Annotated in this window: 24 protein-coding genes; 7 read left to right on the forward strand and 17 right to left on the reverse strand. The window is 68.0% G+C overall.

What is annotated here, in order from left to right:
* The 4 genes from PI86_RS11280 to PI86_RS17735 form a co-directional block, all read right to left on the reverse strand.
* Positions 1 to 747, reverse strand: a 747-nt coding sequence (locus PI86_RS11280; protein WP_039322123.1) for an aminotransferase class III-fold pyridoxal phosphate-dependent enzyme, incomplete at its 3' end; no start/stop codon positions are given.
* Between the two features lie 38 nt (positions 748 to 785).
* Entirely contained in the window at positions 786 to 2,123 is a 1,338-nt protein-coding gene (locus tag PI86_RS11285; protein ID WP_014895826.1) for a glutamine synthetase family protein, read from the reverse strand.
* Positions 2,124 to 2,158: 35 nt separating this feature from the next.
* On the reverse strand, positions 2,159 to 2,944 hold the full coding sequence (locus PI86_RS11290) for a gamma-glutamyl-gamma-aminobutyrate hydrolase family protein (protein WP_039322128.1): 786 nt from the start codon (positions 2,942 to 2,944) through the stop codon (positions 2,159 to 2,161).
* Between the two features lie 285 nt (positions 2,945 to 3,229).
* Entirely contained in the window at positions 3,230 to 3,412 is a 183-nt protein-coding gene (locus PI86_RS17735) for a hypothetical protein (protein WP_006488040.1), read from the reverse strand.
* A 458-nt stretch (positions 3,413 to 3,870) separates the two neighbouring features.
* On the opposite strand from PI86_RS17735, the gene PI86_RS11295 reads away from it, so the two are divergent.
* Positions 3,871 to 4,422 (forward strand): cupin domain-containing protein, encoded by a 552-nt coding sequence (locus PI86_RS11295; RefSeq protein WP_014895828.1) that lies wholly within the window; start codon positions 3,871 to 3,873, stop codon positions 4,420 to 4,422.
* An 85-nt stretch (positions 4,423 to 4,507) separates the two neighbouring features.
* A complete protein-coding gene (locus tag PI86_RS11300; protein WP_039322131.1) occupies positions 4,508 to 5,998 on the forward strand; it encodes an aldehyde dehydrogenase in 1,491 nt (496 codons plus the stop codon).
* 53 nt (positions 5,999 to 6,051) lie between these two features.
* On the opposite strand, the gene PI86_RS11305 is transcribed toward PI86_RS11300, so the two are convergent.
* Positions 6,052 to 6,252: a heavy-metal-associated domain-containing protein gene (locus tag PI86_RS11305; protein ID WP_014895830.1), complete on the reverse strand. Its 201-nt coding sequence runs from the start codon at positions 6,250 to 6,252 to the stop codon at positions 6,052 to 6,054.
* A gap of 39 nt (positions 6,253 to 6,291) precedes the next feature.
* On the opposite strand from PI86_RS11305, the gene PI86_RS17345 reads away from it, so the two are divergent.
* From PI86_RS17345 to PI86_RS11315, 3 genes are all read left to right on the forward strand, one after another.
* Positions 6,292 to 6,501 (forward strand): hypothetical protein, encoded by a 210-nt coding sequence (locus PI86_RS17345; protein ID WP_161792366.1) that lies wholly within the window; start codon positions 6,292 to 6,294, stop codon positions 6,499 to 6,501.
* Positions 6,502 to 6,581: 80 nt separating this feature from the next.
* A complete protein-coding gene (locus tag PI86_RS11310) occupies positions 6,582 to 6,914 on the forward strand; it encodes a cupredoxin domain-containing protein (RefSeq protein ID WP_006488047.1) in 333 nt (110 codons plus the stop codon).
* 12 nt (positions 6,915 to 6,926) lie between these two features.
* A complete protein-coding gene (locus tag PI86_RS11315) occupies positions 6,927 to 7,763 on the forward strand; it encodes an FTR1 family iron permease (RefSeq protein ID WP_039322143.1) in 837 nt (278 codons plus the stop codon).
* A 72-nt stretch (positions 7,764 to 7,835) separates the two neighbouring features.
* Here PI86_RS11315 and PI86_RS11320 read toward each other — a convergent pair whose 3' ends face one another.
* From PI86_RS11320 to PI86_RS11350, 7 genes are all read right to left on the reverse strand, one after another.
* Positions 7,836 to 8,054, reverse strand: a complete 219-nt coding sequence (locus PI86_RS11320; RefSeq protein ID WP_014895833.1) for a hypothetical protein — start codon at positions 8,052 to 8,054, stop codon at positions 7,836 to 7,838.
* Positions 8,054 to 8,509 (reverse strand): hypothetical protein, encoded by a 456-nt coding sequence (locus PI86_RS11325; RefSeq protein WP_039322146.1) that lies wholly within the window; start codon positions 8,507 to 8,509, stop codon positions 8,054 to 8,056. Before PI86_RS11325 ends, PI86_RS11320 begins: the two co-directional genes overlap by 1 nt.
* A gap of 50 nt (positions 8,510 to 8,559) precedes the next feature.
* Positions 8,560 to 10,377, reverse strand: a complete 1,818-nt coding sequence (glmS, locus tag PI86_RS11330) for a glutamine--fructose-6-phosphate transaminase (isomerizing) (protein WP_039322149.1) — start codon at positions 10,375 to 10,377, stop codon at positions 8,560 to 8,562.
* A gap of 51 nt (positions 10,378 to 10,428) precedes the next feature.
* Positions 10,429 to 11,790 (reverse strand): bifunctional UDP-N-acetylglucosamine diphosphorylase/glucosamine-1-phosphate N-acetyltransferase GlmU, encoded by a 1,362-nt coding sequence (gene glmU, locus PI86_RS11335; protein WP_014895836.1) that lies wholly within the window; start codon positions 11,788 to 11,790, stop codon positions 10,429 to 10,431.
* 133 nt (positions 11,791 to 11,923) lie between these two features.
* Positions 11,924 to 12,919, reverse strand: coding sequence for a tRNA 2-thiocytidine(32) synthetase TtcA (gene ttcA, locus PI86_RS11340; RefSeq protein ID WP_039322152.1), 996 nt, complete (start codon positions 12,917 to 12,919; stop codon positions 11,924 to 11,926).
* A complete protein-coding gene (locus PI86_RS11345) occupies positions 12,916 to 13,320 on the reverse strand; it encodes a dihydroneopterin aldolase (RefSeq protein ID WP_039322155.1) in 405 nt (134 codons plus the stop codon). The genes ttcA and PI86_RS11345 overlap by 4 nt, the downstream gene beginning before the upstream one ends.
* A 77-nt stretch (positions 13,321 to 13,397) precedes the next feature.
* Positions 13,398 to 14,141 (reverse strand): SDR family oxidoreductase, encoded by a 744-nt coding sequence (locus tag PI86_RS11350; protein ID WP_039322158.1) that lies wholly within the window; start codon positions 14,139 to 14,141, stop codon positions 13,398 to 13,400.
* A gap of 13 nt (positions 14,142 to 14,154) precedes the next feature.
* Here PI86_RS11350 and PI86_RS11355 point away from each other — a divergent pair, with 13 nt between their 5' ends.
* Both PI86_RS11355 and PI86_RS11360 read left to right on the forward strand, forming a co-directional pair.
* Positions 14,155 to 15,345, forward strand: a complete 1,191-nt coding sequence (locus PI86_RS11355; protein WP_039322161.1) for a class I SAM-dependent methyltransferase — start codon at positions 14,155 to 14,157, stop codon at positions 15,343 to 15,345.
* Between the two features lie 12 nt (positions 15,346 to 15,357).
* Positions 15,358 to 15,552, forward strand: a complete 195-nt coding sequence (locus PI86_RS11360) for a DUF2905 domain-containing protein (RefSeq protein ID WP_014895841.1) — start codon at positions 15,358 to 15,360, stop codon at positions 15,550 to 15,552.
* A gap of 91 nt (positions 15,553 to 15,643) precedes the next feature.
* Here PI86_RS11360 and PI86_RS11365 read toward each other — a convergent pair whose 3' ends face one another.
* The 5 genes from PI86_RS11365 to PI86_RS11385 form a co-directional block, all read right to left on the reverse strand.
* Positions 15,644 to 15,865, reverse strand: coding sequence for a hypothetical protein (locus PI86_RS11365; protein ID WP_014895842.1), 222 nt, complete (start codon positions 15,863 to 15,865; stop codon positions 15,644 to 15,646).
* A 98-nt stretch (positions 15,866 to 15,963) separates the two neighbouring features.
* Positions 15,964 to 16,872, reverse strand: a complete 909-nt coding sequence (locus PI86_RS11370) for a carbohydrate kinase family protein (RefSeq protein ID WP_039322165.1) — start codon at positions 16,870 to 16,872, stop codon at positions 15,964 to 15,966.
* The gene (locus tag PI86_RS11375) at positions 16,869 to 18,149 is read right to left on the reverse strand and encodes an AGE family epimerase/isomerase (protein WP_014895844.1); all 1,281 of its coding nucleotides are present in this window, start codon (positions 18,147 to 18,149) and stop codon (positions 16,869 to 16,871) included. The genes PI86_RS11370 and PI86_RS11375 overlap by 4 nt, the downstream gene beginning before the upstream one ends.
* A complete protein-coding gene (locus PI86_RS11380; RefSeq protein WP_014895845.1) occupies positions 18,146 to 19,165 on the reverse strand; it encodes a LacI family DNA-binding transcriptional regulator in 1,020 nt (339 codons plus the stop codon). The genes PI86_RS11375 and PI86_RS11380 overlap by 4 nt, the downstream gene beginning before the upstream one ends.
* A 357-nt stretch (positions 19,166 to 19,522) precedes the next feature.
* Positions 19,523 to 20,544 (reverse strand): diguanylate cyclase domain-containing protein (locus PI86_RS11385; protein WP_039322169.1); only part of this gene is annotated, 1,022 nt, incomplete at its 5' end.

Raw genomic sequence — 20,544 nt, forward strand, 5'->3', positions numbered from 1 at the left:
GCCCTGGAACGGCTCGCCGATGAACGCCGCGACGTTCTCCGCGCCGAGTTCGAGAATCTTCGCTTCGAGCTGCTGCGCGCGTGCGAGGCCGAACGCTTCCGGCGTCTCGCCCGGTTGCGCTTCGCCGAAGAAATACGGCTGGTCGATGTGCACGATGTGCTCGACCTTCGACGGCATCTGCTCGTGCATGTAGCCCATCCCGCCGAGCGTGCCGCCGGCGATCGTCGAGCCGTGATAGCCGTTCTTGCGCGAGATCACATACTTCTTCTGCGGCTTGCCCTGTACGCGCCAGTACTGGTGCACGAGGCGCAGCACGGTGTCGTTGCCTTCCGAGCCGCTGTTGCAATAGAAGAAGTGGTTGAAGCCTGCGGGCGTCACTTCGGCGAGCATTGCCGACAGTTCGATCACCGGCGGGTGCGTCGTCTTGAAGAAGGTGTTGTAGAACGGCAGTTCCTGGATCTGGCGATACGCGGCGTCCGCAAGTTCCTTGCGGCCGTAGCCGACGTTCACGCACCAGAGGCCGGCCATGCCGTCGATCACCTTGTTGCCGTCCGAGTCCCACAGGTAGACCCCGTCGGCCTTCACGATCACGCGGCTGCCCGCGCGATTGAGCGCACCCATGTCCGAGAACGGGTGGATGTGGTGCGCGGCGTCGAGCGCGCGGTATTCGGCAGTCGAGCGTGCCTGCGTCGTGCGGGCCGCCGGCGCGGCCGGCTGGATCCACGCGGATTCGTTGCGGTAAGTCATGTTTCCTCCGTATTTCCGTAATGCGGTTGTGCGCGCGCTTACACGTGCAGCAGCAGATGACGGCGTTCCCACGAGCTGATCACGCGGAAGAACGCTTCGTATTCGGTTTCCTTCAGCGCGAAATACGCCTTCAGGAACTTGTGGCCGAGAATCTCGCCGAGCGGCTCGCACGCGGCCATCAGCGTGAGCCCTTCCTCGAGGTTGCGCGGCAACTGGTACGGCAGCTCGTAGCCGTCGCTGACGAGCGGCTCGGTCGGCTCGAGGCGCTGCGTCATGCCGAGATAGCCGGCCGCGAGCGTCGCCGCGAGCGCGAGGTACGGGTTGCAGTCGACGCCCGGGATCCGGTTCTCGATGCGTCGTGCGGCCGGGCCCGAGTGCGGGATGCGGAAGCCGACCGTGCGGTTGTCGTAGCCCCACTGCACGTTGATCGGCGCGGCCATGAAGCGCGACAGCCGGCGGTACGAGTTGATGTACGGCGCGAAGATCGGCATCAGCGCCGGCGTGTACTTCTGCAGCCCCGCGAGGTAGTTGTAGAACAGCGAGGTCGCGCCGCCCGTTTCTTGCGAGGTGAACAGGTTCCGGCCCGTTTCCTCGTCGACGATGCTCTGGTGCACGTGCATCGCGGAACCCGGCTCGTTTTCCATCGGCTTGGCCATGAACGTCGCGTACATGTTGTGGCGCAACGCGGCCTCGCGCACCGTGCGCTTGAACAGGAACACCTGGTCGGCCAGCGACAGCGCGTCGCCGTGCATGAAGTTGATCTCCATCTGCGCGGCGCCGACTTCGTGGATCAGCGTGTCGATGTCGAGGTTCTGCGCTTCGCAGTACTCGTAGATGTCCTCGAACAGCGGATCGAATTCGTTCACCGCCTCGATCGAATACGACTGGCGGCCCGTCTCGGGGCGGCCCGTGCGGCCGACCGGCGGACGCAGCGGCAGGTCCGGGTCCTTGTTCATGTCGACCAGGTAGAACTCGAGCTCCGGCGCGACCACGGGCTTCCAGCCCTTCGCCTTGTACAGGTCGAGCACGCGGCGCAGCACGTAGCGCGGCGAGATCTCGACCGGCGAGCCGTCGAAGTGCACGCAGTCGTGAATCACCTGCGCGGTCGGGTCGACCGCCCACGGAATCAGGCGGATCGTCGACGTGTCGGGCACGCACACCATGTCGGGGTCGGTCACGCCGGTGAGCGAGCCGTCTTCCGGATATTCGCCGGTGACGGTCTGCACCATCACGGCCTGCGGCAGGCGCATCGATTCGCCGGACGTGAACTTGTTGCGCGGCGTGATCTTGCCGCGCGCGATGCCCGCCATGTCGGGAATGATCGCTTCGACTTCGGTGATCCGGTGCTGCTTCAGAAAGTCTTCGATGTCTTGCATGTCTGTTCTCGTTCTCGTTATGTGGGTCGGCGCGCTCAAGCGAGCGCGGCGGCGGCCGCGGCACGCATGCGGGCGTTGCGGCGCGTGCGGCAGGCGTCGCCGAAGGCGCGGAAAATCGCGCTCGACAGCGGGTCATGCGCATGCCGCCATTCCGGGTGCCATTGCACGGCGAGGGCGAACGCCGGTGCATCGACGACGCTGACGGCCTCGATCAGGCCGTCCGGCGCGACGGCCTCGACGGCGAGGCCGGAACCGAGCTGCGCGATGCCCTGCTTGTGCAGCGAGTTCACGTACACGTCGTCGCGGCCGCCGGCGAGCGCGTGCAGCACGCCGCCGGGCGTCAGGCGCACGGTGTGCGCCGGGCCATATTGCGTGTCCATCGGCGCATCGTCGTCCTCGCGGTGATCGGCGAGACCCGGCACGTCGTGCACGCGCTGGTGCAGCGTGCCGCCGCAGACGACGTTCAGCTCCTGGAAGCCGCGACATACGGCGAGCACCGGCACGCCCGCCGCGATCGCGGCGCGCAGCAGCGGCAGCGTCGTCGCGTCGCGTGCGGGATCGTGCTTCGTGCCCGGCGCGCTCGGCTCGCCGCCATACAGGTGCGGCTCGACGTTCGAGTAGCTGCCGGTAAACAGCAGGCCGTCGACCGTGTCGAGCACGTCGTCGACCGACTGGCGATCGCCGAGTGCAGGCAGCACCATCGCGAACGCGTGCGCGCCGTCGACGATCGCCGCGACGTACTTGTCGCCAACCGTGTGCGACGCATGTGCGCCGAGCTGCGTGAAGTCGGCAGTGATGCCGACGAGGGGTTTCCTTTCCATGACGTCAATCAGTTGTCCGTAGGGCTGCCGTGTGCATTGCGCAGAAACAGCGCGAAATGCAGGCGCGACACGGCCCCGCAGCCTGGCGAAATGCGCAAGGCCGCTGGTGAATGGGCGCAACGGGCTCGCATGGCGATCCGCGCTGCGCGCGACGGTCAGGCCGTCGTTCGTTTCGTTGCGAGGCGCGACGCGGCAAGGCATGCGCGAACGCGTTCCGTCACCGCGCAGACGACGCGGCTAACGAGCAGGCAGCTGAAACGAACGACGAGAAAAGGGGGAGAGGCGCTATGGCAGCAGCGACGCGACTTCGTCGGTATCGACGGCCACGAATGCGCGTGCGGAAACGGCGTTGTGACGGCGAACGGAACGACGGGACAGGATGGTGTAGATCGACAGGTGCAGCAGGCGAGGACTATGCCAGCCGCAACTGCCATCGGAAGCGGGAACAGCGCTGCGCAAACTTCGCACATCGCCTCGATCCCACCTCACCAGAGGGCCACGGACTCTCACGATTACACTCGACTGGTTTGTTGAAAGTATTGAACACCTGATCGTTTTGGCGCGCGGGGCGTTTAAAATAATCGAGGTGCCGGGCCTGCGTCACTCACATCGATGGGCATCAATTTTTACGTTGCGATAACGTTTTCTGGTGCCTATGAATGGCCAATGACGCTGACCTGAGAGCCAGCATATACGAGCCAAAAACGGCGTCAAATGTTTTTTGACGGTCGTGTGTCAGGGCTTTCCCGAGCACTGCGAACAAAATATTCGTAAACGGAATGACTCGCGAGGTGTTCATTATTTCGAACGCCTTTCAGGGTTTTCCCCGCTGATGCGCGGCATAAAGTGATTAGAATATTCAACGGATGCCTAACGCGTCGTTTCACTTTCTCACCGCGCTACCTATCGTGCCCGAAACCGAATCGATGTCTACCGAAGTCGCCGAGCGCCTGCGCTTCGTGCGCAACAAGCATGGCCTGTCGCAGCGCGAGCTCGCGAAGCGGGCCGGCGTGACCAACGGCACGATCTCGCTGATCGAACAGGGCCGCGTGAGCCCGTCGGTCGGCTCGCTGAAGAAGTTGCTCGAATGCATCCCGATGAGTCTCGCGGAGTTCTTCACGTTCGAGCTGGTCGAGTCGCGCTCGGTCGTGTCGCGTCGCGACGAGATGCCGAACCTCGGCAACGACGCGCTCGCGTTTCATCTCGTCGGCGCGGGCGTGAAGGACCGCAACATGTGCATCATGCGCGAGATCTACCAGCCGCTCGCCGATACGGGGCCCGAGATGCTCGTGCACGCGGGGCATGAGGGCGGTGTCGTCGTGTCGGGCCGGCTCGAGCTCACCGTCGACGGCGCGACCTGGCTGCTCGACCCCGGAGACGGCTACTACTTCGAAAGCCGTTTGCCGCACCGTTTTCGCAATCCCAGCGCGGAACAGCTCTGCGAGGTCGTGTCGGCCAATTCGCCGGCCACCTTCTGACCGCGCATCACCGCATTCGCCGCCGGCAGTGTTGCCGTTGCGCGGCGTGCTGCAGCGCGAATGCCACAACAATTGAGGCATCCTGATGAACAAGTTGACTTTGGCTGACTGGCAGGACAAGGCGGCGTCGCTCGAGATCGATGGGCGCGCATTCATCGACGGCGCGTCGCGCGACGCGCACGGCGGCAAGACGTTCGACTGCGTGAGCCCGATCGACGGCCGCGTGCTCGCGAAGGTGGCCGATTGCGGCGAAGCCGACGTGAACGCCGCCGTCGCGGCCGCGCGCCGCGCGTTCGACGCGGGCGTGTGGGCCGGATTGAACCCGCGCGCGCGCAAGGCCGTGCTGCTGCGCTGGGGCGCGCTGATGCGCGAGCATCTCGACGAACTGGCGCTGCTGGAAACGCTCGATGCGGGCAAGCCGATCGGCGACACGACGACGGTCGACGTGCCGGGCGCCGCGTATTGCGTCGAGTGGTTCGCCGAGGCGATCGACAAGGTCGGCGGCGAGGTCGCGCCGGCCGACCATCATCTCGTCGGCCTCGTCACGCGCGAACCGGTCGGCGTGGTGGCGGCCGTCGTGCCGTGGAACTTCCCGATCCTGATGGCCGCGTGGAAGTTCGGCCCGGCACTCGCGGCCGGCAACAGCGTCGTGCTGAAACCGTCGGAGAAGTCGCCGCTGACCGCGATCCGCGTCGCGCAGCTCGCCTACCAGGCCGGCATCCCGGCCGGCGTGTTCAACGTCGTGCCCGGCGCGGGCGAACCGGGCAAGCTGCTCGCGCTGCACCGCGACGTCGACTGCATCGCATTCACCGGCTCCACCGCCGTCGGCAAGCTGATCATGCAGTACGCCGCGCAGTCGAACCTGAAGCGCGCGTGGCTCGAACTCGGCGGCAAGTCGCCGAACATCGTGCTGCCCGATTGTCCGGATCTCGACCGCGCCGCGCAGGCCGCGGCCGGCGCGATCTTCTACAACATGGGCGAGATGTGCACGGCGGGCTCGCGGCTGCTCGTGCATCGCGACATCAAGGACGCGTTCATCGAGAAACTCGTCGCGGCCGCGCGTGCGTACGTGCCCGGCAATCCGCTCGATCCGTCGGTGTCGATGGGCGCGATCGTCGACGGCATCCAGCTCGAACGCGTGCTTGGCTACATCGACGCCGGGCGCAAGGAAGGCACGCTCGTGAGGGGCGGCGCGCGCGTGAAGGAGGAGTCGGGCGGCTTCTACGTCGAGCCGACCGTGTTCGAGGTGAAGCCCGATGCCAGGATCGCGCGCGAGGAGATCTTCGGCCCCGTGCTGTCGGTGATCGTGTTCGACGATGTCGACGAGGCGGTGCGGATCGCCAACGATACCGAGTACGGGCTCGCGGCGGCCGTATGGACGTCGGACCTGACGACCGCGCACGACGTGTCGCGCCGGCTGCGGGCGGGCACGGTATGGGTGAACTGCTACGACGAGGGCGGCGACATGAACTTCCCGTTCGGCGGCTACAAGCAGTCGGGCAACGGCCGCGACAAGTCGCTGCACGCGCTCGAGAAGTACACCGAGCTGAAGTCGACGCTGATCCGGCTGCGCTGACGCGACGGACGAACCTGCGGGCGCGGCGCCGGGCGGCACCGCGCCCGCGCGTTTCAGGCGGTGCGGAGCGCCGGGTGGAAGCCCGCGGCCTCGATGATCGACTGCACGCGTTCGACGCCTTGCGTCGATTCGACCTTGACGGTCTTCGCGGCGACGTCGATATCGAGCTTCGCGGCGGGATCGGCGGCCGTCACCGCGCGCGTGATCGCGTTGGCACAGCCGCCGCAGGTCATGTCCTGGACTTCGAATTCCATCGTGTTCTCCTGAGTTGACGATTGACGAGTACGCGCAGCATGAAGCTTGCCATGGTGGGAAGGTCAAGCGTGCTCGCAGCGTTCGGTGTCGCGTGGCGATTTGTAAGGCGGAAGTCAGACGAATTGCAGATCACGCGCGAGCGTCAGTCCGAACTTGTCCTGATTGACGGCGACGCATTGTCGGCGAAATCTGCTGGAAGCCTTGCGCGACAAGGCGCGCGGCGCGCCGCCGACCCACAATCTCCATGATTGTAGTAAGGGTACTCCGGGGTGATAATGCGAATCGATCTTAGTATCAATCTCCTTCGATATTTCACTTCATTACGCACATGACTCGTTTCGCTATCGGCTTCGCACTGGCCCTGCTGGGCGCATCGGCAACCTCCGCATTCGCTGCCGACGATGTCGTCAACCTGACGCTGAAGGATCACAAGTTTTCGCCCGACGGCGTGACGATCCCGGCCGGCAAGAAGGTGAAGTTCGTCGTGAAGAACCTCGATGCGACGCCCGCGGAATTCGAGAGCGACGATTTCAAGGCGGAGAAGGTCGTGCCGGCCGGCAAGTCGGTCGAGATCCTGGTCGGGCCGCTGAAGGCAGGCACCTACGAGTTCCACGACGAGTATCACGAAGCGCAGTCGAAGACGCACCTGACCGTCAAGTAAGCGGATACCGACATGCTGTCTACTGCCCTGATCGTCTTTCGTGAAGTGCTCGAGGCCGCGCTGGTGGTCTCGATCGTGATGGCCGCGACGAAGGGCGTGCCGCGCCGCGGCTGGTGGGTCGGCGGCGGGCTCGTCGGCGGCGTGATCGGCGCCGGCCTGATCGCCGCGTTCGCGGACGTGATCTCGCAGTGGGCGTCCGGCATGGGGCAGGAAGTCTTCAACGCCGGCGTGATGTTCGTGGCGACGCTGATGCTGGCCTGGCACTGCATCTGGATGAGCCGGCACGGCCGCGAGATGGCGCTGCACATGGGCGAGGTCGGGCGGGCCGTCGCGGCCGGCAGCCGGCCGCTGACGGGGCTCGCGATCGTGGTCGGCGTGGCGGTATTGCGCGAGGGCTCCGAGGCCGTGCTGTTTCTGTACGGCATCGCGGCGGGCGATCCGGGGCAGACGCCGCAGATGATCGTCGGCGGGCTGCTCGGCGTGCTCGGCGGGGCCGGGCTCGGCTATGCGATGTACGCGGGCCTGCTGCAGATTCCGCTGAAGCGCCTGTTCTCCGTCACCAACGGGCTGATCGTGCTGCTCGCGGCAGGGATGGCGAGCCAGTGCGTCGGCTTCCTGCTCGCCGCCGGCCTCGTGCCGTCGTGGGGCGATGCGGTGTGGGATACGTCGTGGCTGCTCAAGGAAACGAGCATCGTCGGCAAGGCGCTGCATACGCTGATCGGCTATACGGCGCGTCCGGCGGGCATCCAGATCGCCGCGTACATCGCGACGCTGGTCACGATCGTCGTGCTGACACGGCTCGTCGGCCGGCCCCAGACGGCCATGCGGCCGCCGCGGCCGGCGGCCTGAACTTTCCCGGTTCGAATGAAACAAGGGGCGTCATCGACGCCCCTTGTTGTTTCATGCACGGTTCACGGCCGCTCAGCGATGACTGTCGATCCAGGCGCGGGCCCATTCGAGCCCCGCTTCGCGCGCGTCGTCCTCGGTATCGAACACGCCGAGCACGCCCGACGCTTCGACGAGGCGGTTGTTCTGCGTGATCGTGCCGCTCGCCGCGAAGCGTTCGGGTTGCAGGATCTCGTCCTGCTGCAGGATCGAATGGCCCCAGATCTGGTAGCCGTGATAGGTCTGCGCTTCCATTATCGAGTCACCTCCGCGGAACGGCTGCCCGTGCCGACCCGCAGCACGTTGCCGTCCGGCGTGTATTGCCGCGGGATGTCGGAGAAACCGAGCGCGTGCGTCGCGTCAGGCGCGGCCGGCTGCATCACCGTGAGCCGGCCCGGTGCGGGCTGCGCGACCGGGTGCGGTGCGGCCGGCGCTTCGGCCGCGGCGGCGGGCGGACGATGCGGGGCGGTTTTCATGGCCTGCGCGACGCGGCGCTTGTGCGGCTTCACGGCAGCTTTCGGCGGCACGCTCGCATGCTTTTCCGCGCCCTTGCTGCCGGCGCGAAGGTCGGCGCCCGTGCGCGCTGCCGGCGTGCGGGCCGCCGGCAGCCGCGCCTCGGGCGGGTTCCAGACTTCGACGTAGTGCTCGGCCGCCCAGCCCGTCGACGCGACGGTCAGCGCCAGCAATCCGCATCCAAACAGTCTTACCATGGTCTCTCCGTCTGTCTCGTCGGCGCGCCGGACTACACTGCGCCGATTGCTTACTCTACCGTCACCGACTTCGCGAGGTTGCGCGGCTTGTCGACGTCGGTGCCGCGCGCACACGCGGTGTGATACGCGAGCAACTGCAGCGGCACGACGTGCAGGATCGGCGACAGCTGCCCGTAGTGTTCCGGCATCCGTATCACGTGCAGGCCGTCGTCGTTGACGATCTGCGTATCGGCATCGGCGAACACGTACAGTTCGCCGCCGCGCGCGCGCACTTCCTGCATGTTCGACTTCAGCTTCTCGAGCAGCGTGTCGTTCGGCGCGACCGTGACGACCGGCATCGCTTCCGTGACGAGCGCGAGCGGCCCGTGCTTCAGTTCGCCGGCCGGATAGGCCTCCGCGTGGATGTACGAGATTTCCTTCAGCTTCAGCGCGCCTTCGAGCGCGATCGGGTAATGCAGCCCGCGGCCGAGGAACAGCGCGTTTTCCTTGCGGGCGAATTCCTCCGCCCACGCGATGATCTGCGGCTCGAGCGCGAGCACGCTGTTCAGCGCGGCCGGCAGGTGGCGCAGCTGCTTCAGGAATTCCGCTTCCTGCGCGGCGTCGACGTGCCCGCGCAGCTTGCCGAGCGTCGCGGCCAGCACGAACAGCGCGACCAGCTGGGTCGTGAACGCCTTCGTCGACGCAACGCCGATCTCGGTGCCCGCGTGCGTCAGGAACTGCATCTCGGTGAGGCGCACCATCGCGCTCGTCGCGACGTTGCACACCGCGAGCGTATGCGTGTGGCCGAGCGACTGCGCGTGCTTGAGCGCGGCGAGCGTGTCGGCCGTCTCGCCCGACTGCGAGATCACCAGCACGAGCTGGCGCGGGTTCGGGACCGAGTCGCGGTAGCGGTATTCGCTCGCGATCTCGACCTGGGTCGGGATCTTCGCGATCGATTCGAGCCAGTACTTCGCGGTGAGGCCCGAGTAGTAGCTCGTGCCGCACGCGAGGATCAGCAGGCTGTCGATGTCCGCGAACGCGGCGGGTGCGGCGTCGCCGAACAGCGTTGCGTCGAAGGCTTCGGTTTGCGGCACCGTGTCGCTGATCGCGCGCGGCTGCTCGAAGATTTCCTTCTGCATGAAGTGGCGATACGGGCCCAGTTCGACCGCGCCGCCGTACGCGCTGACGACGCGGATCTCGCGCTGCGCGAGCGCGCCGTGACGGTCGACGATCTTCACGCCGTCGAGCGACAGCTCGCACACGTCGCCTTCCTCGAGGAACGTGAAGTGGTCGGTGCTGCCGGCCAGCGCGAGCGCGTCGGACGCGAGGAAGTTCTCGCCGTCGCCATGGCCGACCACGAGCGGCGAACCCTGGCGCGCGCCGACGACGATGTGCGGCTGGTCCTTGTGGGTCACTGCGATCGCATACGCGCCGTGCAGCTGCTGCACGGCTTCGCGCACGGCCTCGAACAGGTTGCCGCGATACAGGCTGTGCACGAGGTGCGCGATCACTTCGGTGTCGGTCTGCGACACGAATTCGTAGCCCTTCGCGCGCAGCGTGTCGCGCAGCGTCTCGAAGTTCTCGATGATGCCGTTGTGGACGAGCGCGAGCGCGTTCGACGAGAAGATCGGGTGTGCGTTGTGCGTGACGGGCGCGCCGTGCGTCGCCCAGCGCGTATGCGCGACGCCGGTCGTGCCTTCGAGGTGTGATTCCTGCACCTGCGCGTCGAGATCGGCGACGCGCGCGACGCTGCGCGCGCGCTTCGGTGCGTCCGGCTCGAGCACGGCGACGCCGCATGAATCGTAGCCACGGTATTCGAGGCGCCGCAATCCTTCGATCAGCACCGGAACGATATTACGCTGCGCAACTGCGCCGACAATGCCGCACATAAAAATCTACCCTCTATGTGGAAACGGGCGCCGTGCAGCGCCCGCATGATGTTAGTTTTTCTTCTTGACCGGGCGGACGTAGCCGCTTTTCGCGACCTGCGTCTTCTCGTTCAATGCGAGGACGCCCTCGGCGACGTCCTTCCATACCGTCGTGCCCGCTGCGATCGTCACGCCGCGGCCGACGCGCACCGGCGCGACGAGCTGCGTGTCCGAGCCGACGAACACGTCGTCTTCGATGACGGTGCGGAACTTGTTCGCGCCGTCGTAGTTGCAGGTGATCGTGCCCGCGCCGATGTTCACGCGCGCGCCGATGTCGGCGTCACCGATGTACGTCAGGTGGTTCGCCTTCGAGCCGTGGCCGATCACCGCGTTCTTCACTTCGACGAAGTTGCCGACGTGCGCTTCGTCCGCGAGCTGCGCGCCCGGGCGCAGCCGCGCGTACGGGCCGATCACGGTGTTCGCGCCAAGTTCGGCGCCGTCGATGTGCGTGAACGCGTCGATGCGCGTGCCCGCGCCGATCGACGCATTGCGGATCACGCAGTTCGCGCCGATCGTCACGTTGTCGGCGAGCGTCACATTGCCTTCGAACACGCAGTTCACGTCGATCGAGACGTCGCGGCCGCAGCGCAGCGTGCCGCGCACGTCGAGGCGCGCCGGATCGGCGAGCGTGACGCCGTCGACGAGCAGCGCATCCGCGACGTTGCGCTGGTGGATGCGCTCGAGCTCCGCGAGCTGCGCCTTGCTGTTCACGCCGAGCGTTTCCCACTCTTCGTCGGGCTGCGACGTGACGATCTCGAAGCCGGCCTCGATCGCGAGCTCGACGACATCGGTCAGGTAGTACTCGCCCTGCGCGTTCTCGTTCCTCAGCGCGCCGAGCCACATCGACAGCTGCGCCGTGGGCGTGATGATGATGCCGGTGTTGATCTCGGCGATCTTCAGCTGCTCGGGCGACGCATCCTTCTGTTCGACGATGCGCGTGACGAAGCCGGACGCGTCGCGCACGATGCGGCCGTAACCGGTCGGATCGTCGAGCGTGACGGTCAGAATCCCGTAGCGGCCCTCGCGCGCGGCGTCGACGAGACGCTGCAGCGTCGATGCGCGGGTGAGCGGCACGTCGCCGTACAGCACCAGCGTCGGTTGCGCGGGATCGAGCAGCGGCAGCGCCTGGCGCACCGCATGGCCGGTGCCGAGCTGCTCGGCCTGCAGCGCGAACTGGACGTCGGGCGCGGCGACGGCGGCCTGGACCTGCTCGGCGCCATGACCGACGACGACGACGAGCCGCGACGGCTGCAGCGTGCGCGCGGTGGCGATGACGTGGGAGAGGAGCGGCCTGCCGGCCAGGGGATGGAGCACTTTCGGCAGCGCGGAACGCATGCGCTTGCCGGTGCCTGCCGCCAAAATCACGATATTCATGGCGCCAGCTTGTCTGAGGAGTTCGAAGCCGACCATTTTAGCATGCGGCCCTTGCCGTTCCGGGGCTGTCGCGGCGGGGCGACAGCCCCGGAACGCGGCGCGGCCCCCGTTCCGGCGGATGGTCGGGCCCTGTTTACAGGTCGTCGAACTGGACGATCGAGATCGGTTGCGCGGCGCCCGGCGCCGCGGCGGCGTCGCCCGATGCGCACGGTTCCTCGTCGAACGCGATGTCGCCCTGCGGGTCGGCTTCGCCTGTCGCACGCAGCGACGCGAACGGGAACTGGGTCGTATCCATCAGGTGCGACGGCACGACGTTCGAGAGCGCGCTGAACATGTTGTCGACGCGGCCCGGGAAGCGCTTGTCCCATTCACGGATCAGCGCCTTCATTTCCGCGCGCTTCAGGTTCGGCTGGCTGCCGCACAGGTTGCACGGGATGATCGGGAATTCGCGCAGTTCCGCGTATTTCTCGAGATCCGTTTCCTTCACGTACGCGAGCGGGCGGATCACGACGTTCTTGCCGTCGTCCGACTGCAGCTTCGGCGGCATCCCCTTCAGCTTGCCGCCGTAGAACATGTTGAGCAGCAGCGTCTGCAGGATGTCGTCGCGGTGGTGGCCGAGCGCGATCTTGGTCGCGCCGAGCTCGCCGGCCACGCGGTACAGGATCCCGCGGCGCAGCCGCGAGCACAGCGAGCAGGTCGTCTTGCCTTCGGGCACGAGCCGCTTGACGATGCTGTAGGTGTCCTGGTTCTCGATATGGAACGGCACGCCGACCTGCGTCAGGTACTCGGGCAGCACGTGTTCGGGGAAGCCCGGCTGCTTCTGGTCGAGGTTGACCGCGACGATGTCGAAGTCGATCGGCGCGCGCTCGCGCAGGCGCAGCAGCACGTCGAGCATCGCATAGCTGTCCTTGCCGCCCGACAGGCACACCATCACCTTGTCGCCTTGCTCGATCATGTTGTAATCGCCGATCGCCTGGCCGACCTGGCGCACGATCCGCTTGAACAGCTTGTTGTTCTCGTACGCTTCCTTCTGCTCGCGGCGCGTCAGCACGCGGCGGCCGGGTTCGGCGACGGTGGCTTCGATGGCGGCGCCATCGGCCGCCGTGTCATTCATGTGGGGGGCGTTCATGCGCGCTCCTCGTCCTTGATGCGAAAGACTTCGACGCCGACGGCGTCGCAGTCCGGATAGGCGTCCGGTTTCTCGGTACAGACGCGTACCGCGCGCACGGCGTCGTGCGCCAGCAGGTTCGCGGCGATCGCGTCGCACAGCGTTTCCTGCAGGTGGATGTGGCCGCGCGCCAGGCACTGCGCGACGCTCTGCTTCATCAGGTCGTAGTCGACGACTTCATGCAGCCGGTCGTCGACAGGGGTGGACAGCGCGAGCGGCACGAACAGGTCGACGTTGATGACGACGCGCTGCTCGCCGCGCTTCTCGTGTTCGAAGGCCCCGATGTTGATGTGCACCTCGTAGTCGCGCAGGTAGAGCCTGCGGCAGTCCGCGAGGCGGGGGTGCAGGAGAGCGGAAAACATGGTCGTCCCAGTCAAATTGGCGTGCATGCACGCAAAGCGGCGCGGGCGGCGGCGATCAGGTCGCGCGCCCGCGCGGTTCATTCATTCGGGCCGGCGGCGGGCGGCACGAGGTGCTCGCCGCCGTCGACGGTCAGCGTCGCGCCCGTGACGCCGGGCGCGCTCGCGAGATAGCAGGCCGCCGCCGCGATGTCGTCGGCGTGCGGCGCGCGGCCGCGCACCAGCGCCGCGACCCGCACCTTCGGCGCGAGCGCCAGCGCCAGCGCGGAAGTCGCGCGGTTCAGCGCGGCCTGCATCAGCGCGTGCGACAACTGCGCAGGCGCCGGGTGAAACAGGGCCTGATCCAGCACGTGGATCGCGCATGCCCGCAGCGTTTCGTCGTTGCACGCGGCGTCGGGCGTCGCATCGGCGAGCGCACGGGCCAGTGCGAGCGGCGCCGTCACGTTGCGCGCGAGCGCGCCGGCGAGCGACGCGCCGTCCACCGTGTGCGCGTCGTCGGTGTCGGCGCACGCGCTCACGAACACCACGCAGCCGGGCCGGCCGAGCGCCGCGCCGCAGGCGGCGACGAGCGCGGCCGCGTCGGCTTCCAGGGCCAGATCGGCGTCGAGCACGGCCGCGCGGCGGCCCAGTGCGGCGACTGCGGCGACGAGCGCGTCGGCGGCTGCGGGCGCCACGCCGGGGCTGCGCTGCAGCGCGACGTCCCAGCCGCGCCGCGCGAATCCTGTCGCGAGCGCACGGCCGATCGACGCGGCGTCGGCCGCGCTGCCGAGCGCGCCAGCGACGAGCGCGATGCGCGGGGGCGACGTATCGGCTGAAACGGTCATTTACAATGCCGGGATGAACCCGAAAGCTCACGAACCCGCTAGTTTACCTGCTCCCGGCCCTGACGCGCTCGCGCAGTCCGAAACCCTTGCCGCGCAACTGCGCGACGAGATCGCGGCGGCCGGCGGCTGGCTGCCGTTCGACCGCTTCATGGAGCGTGCGCTGTACGCGCCCGGCCTCGGCTATTACAGCGGCGGCGCGCGCAAGTTCGGGCGCCGCGCCGACGACGGCAGCGACTTCGTGACGGCGCCCGAGCTGTCGCCGCTGTTTGCGCAGACGCTCGCGAATCCCGTCGCGGACGCGCTCGCGGCGAGCGGTACGCGCCGCGTGATGGAATTCGGCGCAGGCACGGGCAAGCTCGCGGCGGGGCTGCTTGCCGCGCTCGATGCACTCGGTGTCGAGCTCGACGACTACCTGATCGTCGACCTGTCCGGCGAACTGCGCGAACGGCAGCGCGACACGATCGCGGCCGTCGCGCCGGCGCTGGCCGGCAAGGTGCGCTGGCTCGATGCGTTGCCCGAGCGCTTCGAGGGCGTCGTGGTCGGCAATGAAGTGCTCGACGCGATGCCGGTGCGGCTGTTCTCGAAGGCGGGCGGTGCCTGGCTCGAGCGCGGCGTCGCGCTCGACGCACGGCACGCGTTCGTGTTCGACGACCGGCCCGCTGGGCCGGCCGGGCTGCCGCCGGTGCTCGCGGGGCTCGACGTCGACGACGGCTACCTGACCGAGACGCATGAAGCCGCGCTCGCGTTCACGCGCACCGTGTGCACGATGCTCGCGCGCGGCGCGGTGCTGCTGGTCGACTACGGCTTTCCCGCGCACGAGTTCTACCATCCGCAGCGCGACCGCGGCACGCTCATGTGCCACTACCGCCACCATGCGCACGACGACCCGTTCCTGTACCCGGGTCTGCAGGACATTACCGCGCACGTCGAATTCACCGGCATCTACGACGCGGGCATCGCCACCGGCGCGGACCTGCTCGGCTACACGTCGCAGGCGCGCTTCCTGCTGAACGCGGGCATCACCGACGCGCTGGCCGCGATCGATCCGTCCGACATCCACCAGTTCCTGCCGGCCGCGAACGCGGTGCAGAAGCTGATCTCGGAAGCCGAGATGGGCGAGCTGTTCAAGGTGATCGCGTTCTCGCGCGGGATCGACGGCACGCTCGACGCATTCGCGCGCGGCGACCGCTCGCACGTACTCTGACCGGAGCCCGGGATGCTGCGCTGGCTGATGGCGTCGTTCGTCGCGGTGATGATCCTGCAGCGCTGCTGGCCGTGGCTCGGCAAGCTCGGCATCGGGCGGATGCCGGGCGACGTCACGCTGACGCTCGGCGGGCGGCGCTATCCGTTCCCGTTCATGTCGACGCTGGTGCTGACGATGCTGGTGTCGCTGGTGGCGCGGCTGCTCTGACGGCCGGTGTCGATGATGGCGCGGTGACCTCGAACCGCGCCGCACGCGGCGCGTCGCGTTCGGGCCGCGGCGCGCGTGACGGTTCGGCGCATTACAGTTCGATTTCGCCGAGAATCCGGTGCGCCAGCGCCTTCGCCTCGTCGAACGCTTCTTCCTCGCTCGGGCTCGTCGTGTGGACGTCGTAGCGCATGTTCTCCGTCTCGTCGCCGTCGTCCCGGGCGAGGAGCACGTAGCCCTGGTACTGCCCGTTGGCGGAGTGCTGCGTATGCGCCTTGGCCGTGTAGATGCCCTTGGTGAACGTGTTCGTGTCCATCGTGCCTCTCCCGCAATAGGACACTTCATCGTAGCACTGCGGCGCAGCATGTACAGCGCCGCTTATCGGCGACCGATCAGCGCGCCGTCATCATTGCGTCACCGTTCGAGCAGCGCCACGACCTCGTCGAGCGTCGGCGCGTGCGCACCCGTATGCCGGCACGCGGCGGCGCCCGCCGCGAGCGCGAATTCGAGATGCGCGCGCCACGACCGTTGCGGCGCGGCCATCAGGCTGAACAGCATGCCGCCGATCGACGCGTCGCCTGCGCCGACGGTGTCGACCACCTCGACGCGCGGCGGGCTGGCCTCGTGCACGTCGCCGTCCGCGTAGAGCGTCGCCGCCTGCGCGCCGCGCGTGACGAGCACCGCGGCGCGCGGGTTCAGCGCACGCACCGCCGCAACCGCGTCGGGGCCGTCGCCGCCGAACAGGTGGCGCAGGTCCTCGTCTGACACCTTGATCAGGTCGGCAAGACCGGCCATCTTCTCCAGCGTCGGCCGGTACGCGGCCGTCATCAGGTTGCGGTAGTTCGGATCGAAGCTGATCTTCACGCCGCGCGCGTGCAGGTCGGCCGCGAGCGCGACGAGCGTGCCCGCGAGCGGTTCGCGCACGAGACTGATGCAGCCGAAGTGCGCCCATTGCACGTGGTCGGTCCAGCCGGCCGGCAGCCGCGCCGGGTCGAACGCGAGATCCGCGCTCGCGTCGCCGATGAAGAAGTACGCGGGTGGCCGCGTCTCGTGGACGATCGCGAGCAGCGGTGCACGCGGGACGCGCTGCAGGAAGCGCAGGTCGAGCCCGGCTGCCTCGCTGGTGCGCCACAGCACGTCGGAGAAACAGTCCTCGCCGATCGAGCCCGCGAGCGCGCTCGGCACGCCGAGCCGCGCGACCGCGCGCGCGACGTTCCAGCCGGCGCCGCCCGGCACCGAGGTCCACTGCGCGTCGCCCGCGCGCACCATGTCGGTCAGGATGTCGCCCGCCGACACGAAAGCCGGAAACGTGCCGCCGCTCATTGGGTCGGCTCGCTGCGCGCCGCGCGTGCCAGGGTCGCGAGCACGTCGTAGCATGCGCCCATCGTGTGATAGTCGGTCTTGCCGGCCGGGCTCTTTTCGTCGCTGTACTTGCGGTTGTCGCAGGTGAGGATCCGGAACCACGCGCCGTAGCGGTGATCGACGAAATGTGCCCAGCTATAGCGCCAGATCTCGTCGTACCAGTCCCAGAAGCGCTCGCTGCCGGTGCGCGCGCCGAGCATCGCGGCCGCCGCGAAGGTTTCCGCCTGCACCCAGAAATACTTGTTGTGGTCGCAGATCGTGAAGTCGGGGCCGAAGCCGTAGCACAGGCCGCCGTGATCGGCGTCCCACGCGTGCGTGAGCGCCGCGTCGAAGAGTTCGGCCGCGCGCGGCACGAGCCAGTCGAGCGGGCGGTGCCGTTCGAGGAGCAGCAGCAGCTTCGCCCATTCGGTCTGGTGTCCCGGCTGGAAGCCCCACGGACGGAAGATGTTCGAACTGTCTTCCTTGTTGTAGTCCCAGTCGACCGACCAGTCCGCATGGTAGTGCTCCCACACGAGGCCGCCCGACAGCGCGGCCTGGCGCTGCGTGATGTGGGTCGCGAGCTTTTCCGCGCGGTCGAGGTAGGTGAGGTGGCCGGTCGCCTCGTAGGCCGCGAGCAGTGCTTCGGTCATGTGCATGTTCGCGTTCTGGCCGCGGTACGACGACACCATCCAGTTCGGCGTCGCGTCGTCTGCGTAGAGGCCCGCGGCCGCATCCCAGAAACGGTGTTCGGCGAGCTCGTAGGTCGACGCGATCAGCGCGCGTGCTTCGTCGATGCCGGCCATCGTCGCGTGCGCGGCGGCCAGCAGCACGAACGCGAGCCCGTAGCAGTGGCGCGTGCCGTCGAGCGTCGCGCGCTTCGCGCCGTCGCGCCATTCGAGCTCCCAGTCGTAGCCCTGCAGGTCGTCGTCCCAGTGCGCGTCGCGCAGGAAGCGCAGCCCGTGGCGTGCGTAGTCGAGATGGCGCGGATCGCCGAAATGCCGGTACGCCATCGCGTAGTTGAAGACGAACCGGCAACTGCTGACCAGGTGCCGCGACGTGCGGTTGTAGATGCTGCCGTCGTCGCGGAAGTAGTGGTAGAAGCCGCCCGTCGGGTCGAACGCGTTCGTTGCGTAGAAGCGCAGCGTGTCTTCGACGTGCGACAGCAGGAACGACGGGTCGCGGAAGCTCGCGACGAACGGCGCCGCTTGCGCGTGGTTGGCCGGCGTGGCCGTGCGGGATTGGACCGGGGGCATGTTCATGATTCGGTGACCGTGGCGGTATCGAGCGCCGGTGAGCCGGCGGGCTGGCTGCTGGCCCGCACGATCAGCTCGACGGGCAGGGAGATCTCGGTGCGTTCGGGCGCTTCCGCGAGCAGCAGTTCGACGCCGCGGCGGCCGAGCGCTTCCTTGTCGACGGCGAGCGTCGTGAGCGGCGGATTCGCATGCGCGGCGGCCGGGATGTCGTCGAAGCCGACGATCGCGATGTCTTCCGGAATCCGCACGCCGCGCGCGATGCACACGCGCTGCGCGGCCAGCGCGGCGGCGTCGTTGTACGCGAACACGGCGTCCGGGCGCGGCCCCGGCGCATCGAGCAACTGCTGCATCGCGCGCGCGGCGCCGGTGTCGGGGTCGAGCCCGGCGTCGATCGTCACTTCGTACGCAGGATCGAACAGTCGCCCGGCTTCGAAGAACGCGCGACGGTAGCCGATCGCGCGCTGCGCGATGCTGTAGTGCGCGGCCGAGCCGCCGATGAACGCGATCCGCGAGCGGCCGATGGCGAGCAGGTGGCGCATCGCGAGCGCCGCGCCCGTCGCATTGTCGATGTTCACCGAACGCAGCCCGGGCGCCCACAGGTCGATCAGCACGAGCGGGCGGCCGGTCGCGGCGAGCGCCTCGATCGTTTCGGGCTCGATGAAGCCGGCCACCGCGATTGCGTCGGGCGCGTGCGGGCGCATCTGGCGCAGCACGTCGTCGTTCGGGCCGACGGTGAGCAGCGTCGGCACGATGCCGCGCTCGCGGCACGCATCCTCGACGCCGTGCAGCACGTGCGAGAAGAACGGGCTGGCGGGAAAGCGGTTGTGCTGCCGATGCAGCAGGAAGGTGAGCCGGCGGATGCGCGGCCGCAACTGGGCCGGGTCGTAGCCGAGCCGCTGCGCGATCTCGACGATGCGCGCCCGCGTGGCCTCGGACAGGCCCGGCTGGTTTTTCAGCGCGCGGGAGACGGTGCCGATCGAGACCTCTGCCGCCCGCGCTACGTCGCGAATGGTGGTGCCCATCGTTCGGGGTCCGGTTTGTTTAGGGTGACGGCGATTGTATAGTAAAACTCGACGCGTAATTCGGGCCGGATAACCGGGGAATACCCGAAAATAACGGGTTTTCGAGCGCTAATCTGCGAAAACGCCGTTACTAAAAATACTAAACAAAACGCGGAAAAGGCAAGGTGATCGCGTGGAATGCGTCGGTGACGGGCGGCGGTGCGTCGGGCGGGTTCGGATGTACGACGCGAAAGGGGGCGGGCGGGGCGGGCGGGGCGGTCGGCAGGCCGTCGCCGGGAATGGGGCCGGCGAGAGGGCGCGGCACCAGCGCCCTTGTCCGGGCACGCCGGCTGCCTGCACCGACAGGCCGCCCGCCGTTCAGCCGCCCGCCGTGTGCGGCGGCTCGCCGCGATCGCGCAGCGCGGCTCGCCCCGCGTCCAGATCGACGACCGCGAGCCCGTCCGGCTGCTGTTTCGCGCGCCGTTTCGCGAGCGCCGCGACCGACGCGATTTCGTCGCTGCCGTAGCGCATCGCGCGGTGCGCGCCGGCCGGCACGCCGACCGCGCCGATCGCCATCGTCACGAAGCCGAAGAACGCGGGGTTGCCATGGCGGTCCTCGCCGTGCAGCCCGCCCGCCAGCCGGTCGGCCTGCGTGTAGAAGCGCTGCGCGCCGTCGTTGAAGCGTGCGATCGCGTCGGTCGCGCGCGTGAGCCAGTCGTCACGCTGGAACAGCACGAGGAAATCGTCGCCGCCGACGTGCCCGAGAAAGTCGCGCTGCGGATCGCACACGCCGGCCAGCACCGTCGCGGCGAACTTCAGCACCTCGTCGCCCTGCCAGTAGCCGTACTGGTCGTTGAACGGCTTGAACTGGTTCAGGTCGACGTAGCACGCGTGGAAGCCGGCGTCGCGCGCCAGCAGGCGGTCGATATGCGCGCTGATCGGGATGTTGCCGGGCAGGAACGTCAGCGGATTCGCGTAGCGCGCGGCCTCGATGCGCATCTCGGTCACCGCGCGCACGAGGCTCTCGCCGGTGCCGAGCCCGACGTAGCGGCCGTGTTCGGTGATCACGAAGCCGTCCGCGAGATAGCGCTGGTCGTGGGTCGCGAGCAGCATCGCCAGCTGCTCGACCGGCGTCGCATTGTCGATCATCAGCGGCGCGTCGTTCGCGAACTGCAGGCACGGCTTCTTGCCGAACACCTCACGGTGGTACGGCAGCGCGAAACGGTCGATGAAGCCGTGCCGATTCACGAGCGCGACCGGCCGCCCGCGTTCGACGAGCGCGACCGCGTGCAGGTCGGGCATCCGGTTGAACAGGTCGAGCACGTCGTTGCTGGTCGCATCGCGCGGCAGCGCCGGCGCGGCGACCAGCATCTTCGCGGCGATCGTGCCGGCCGGCCGCG

It is taken from the genome of Burkholderia sp. A9 (assembly GCF_000801975.1).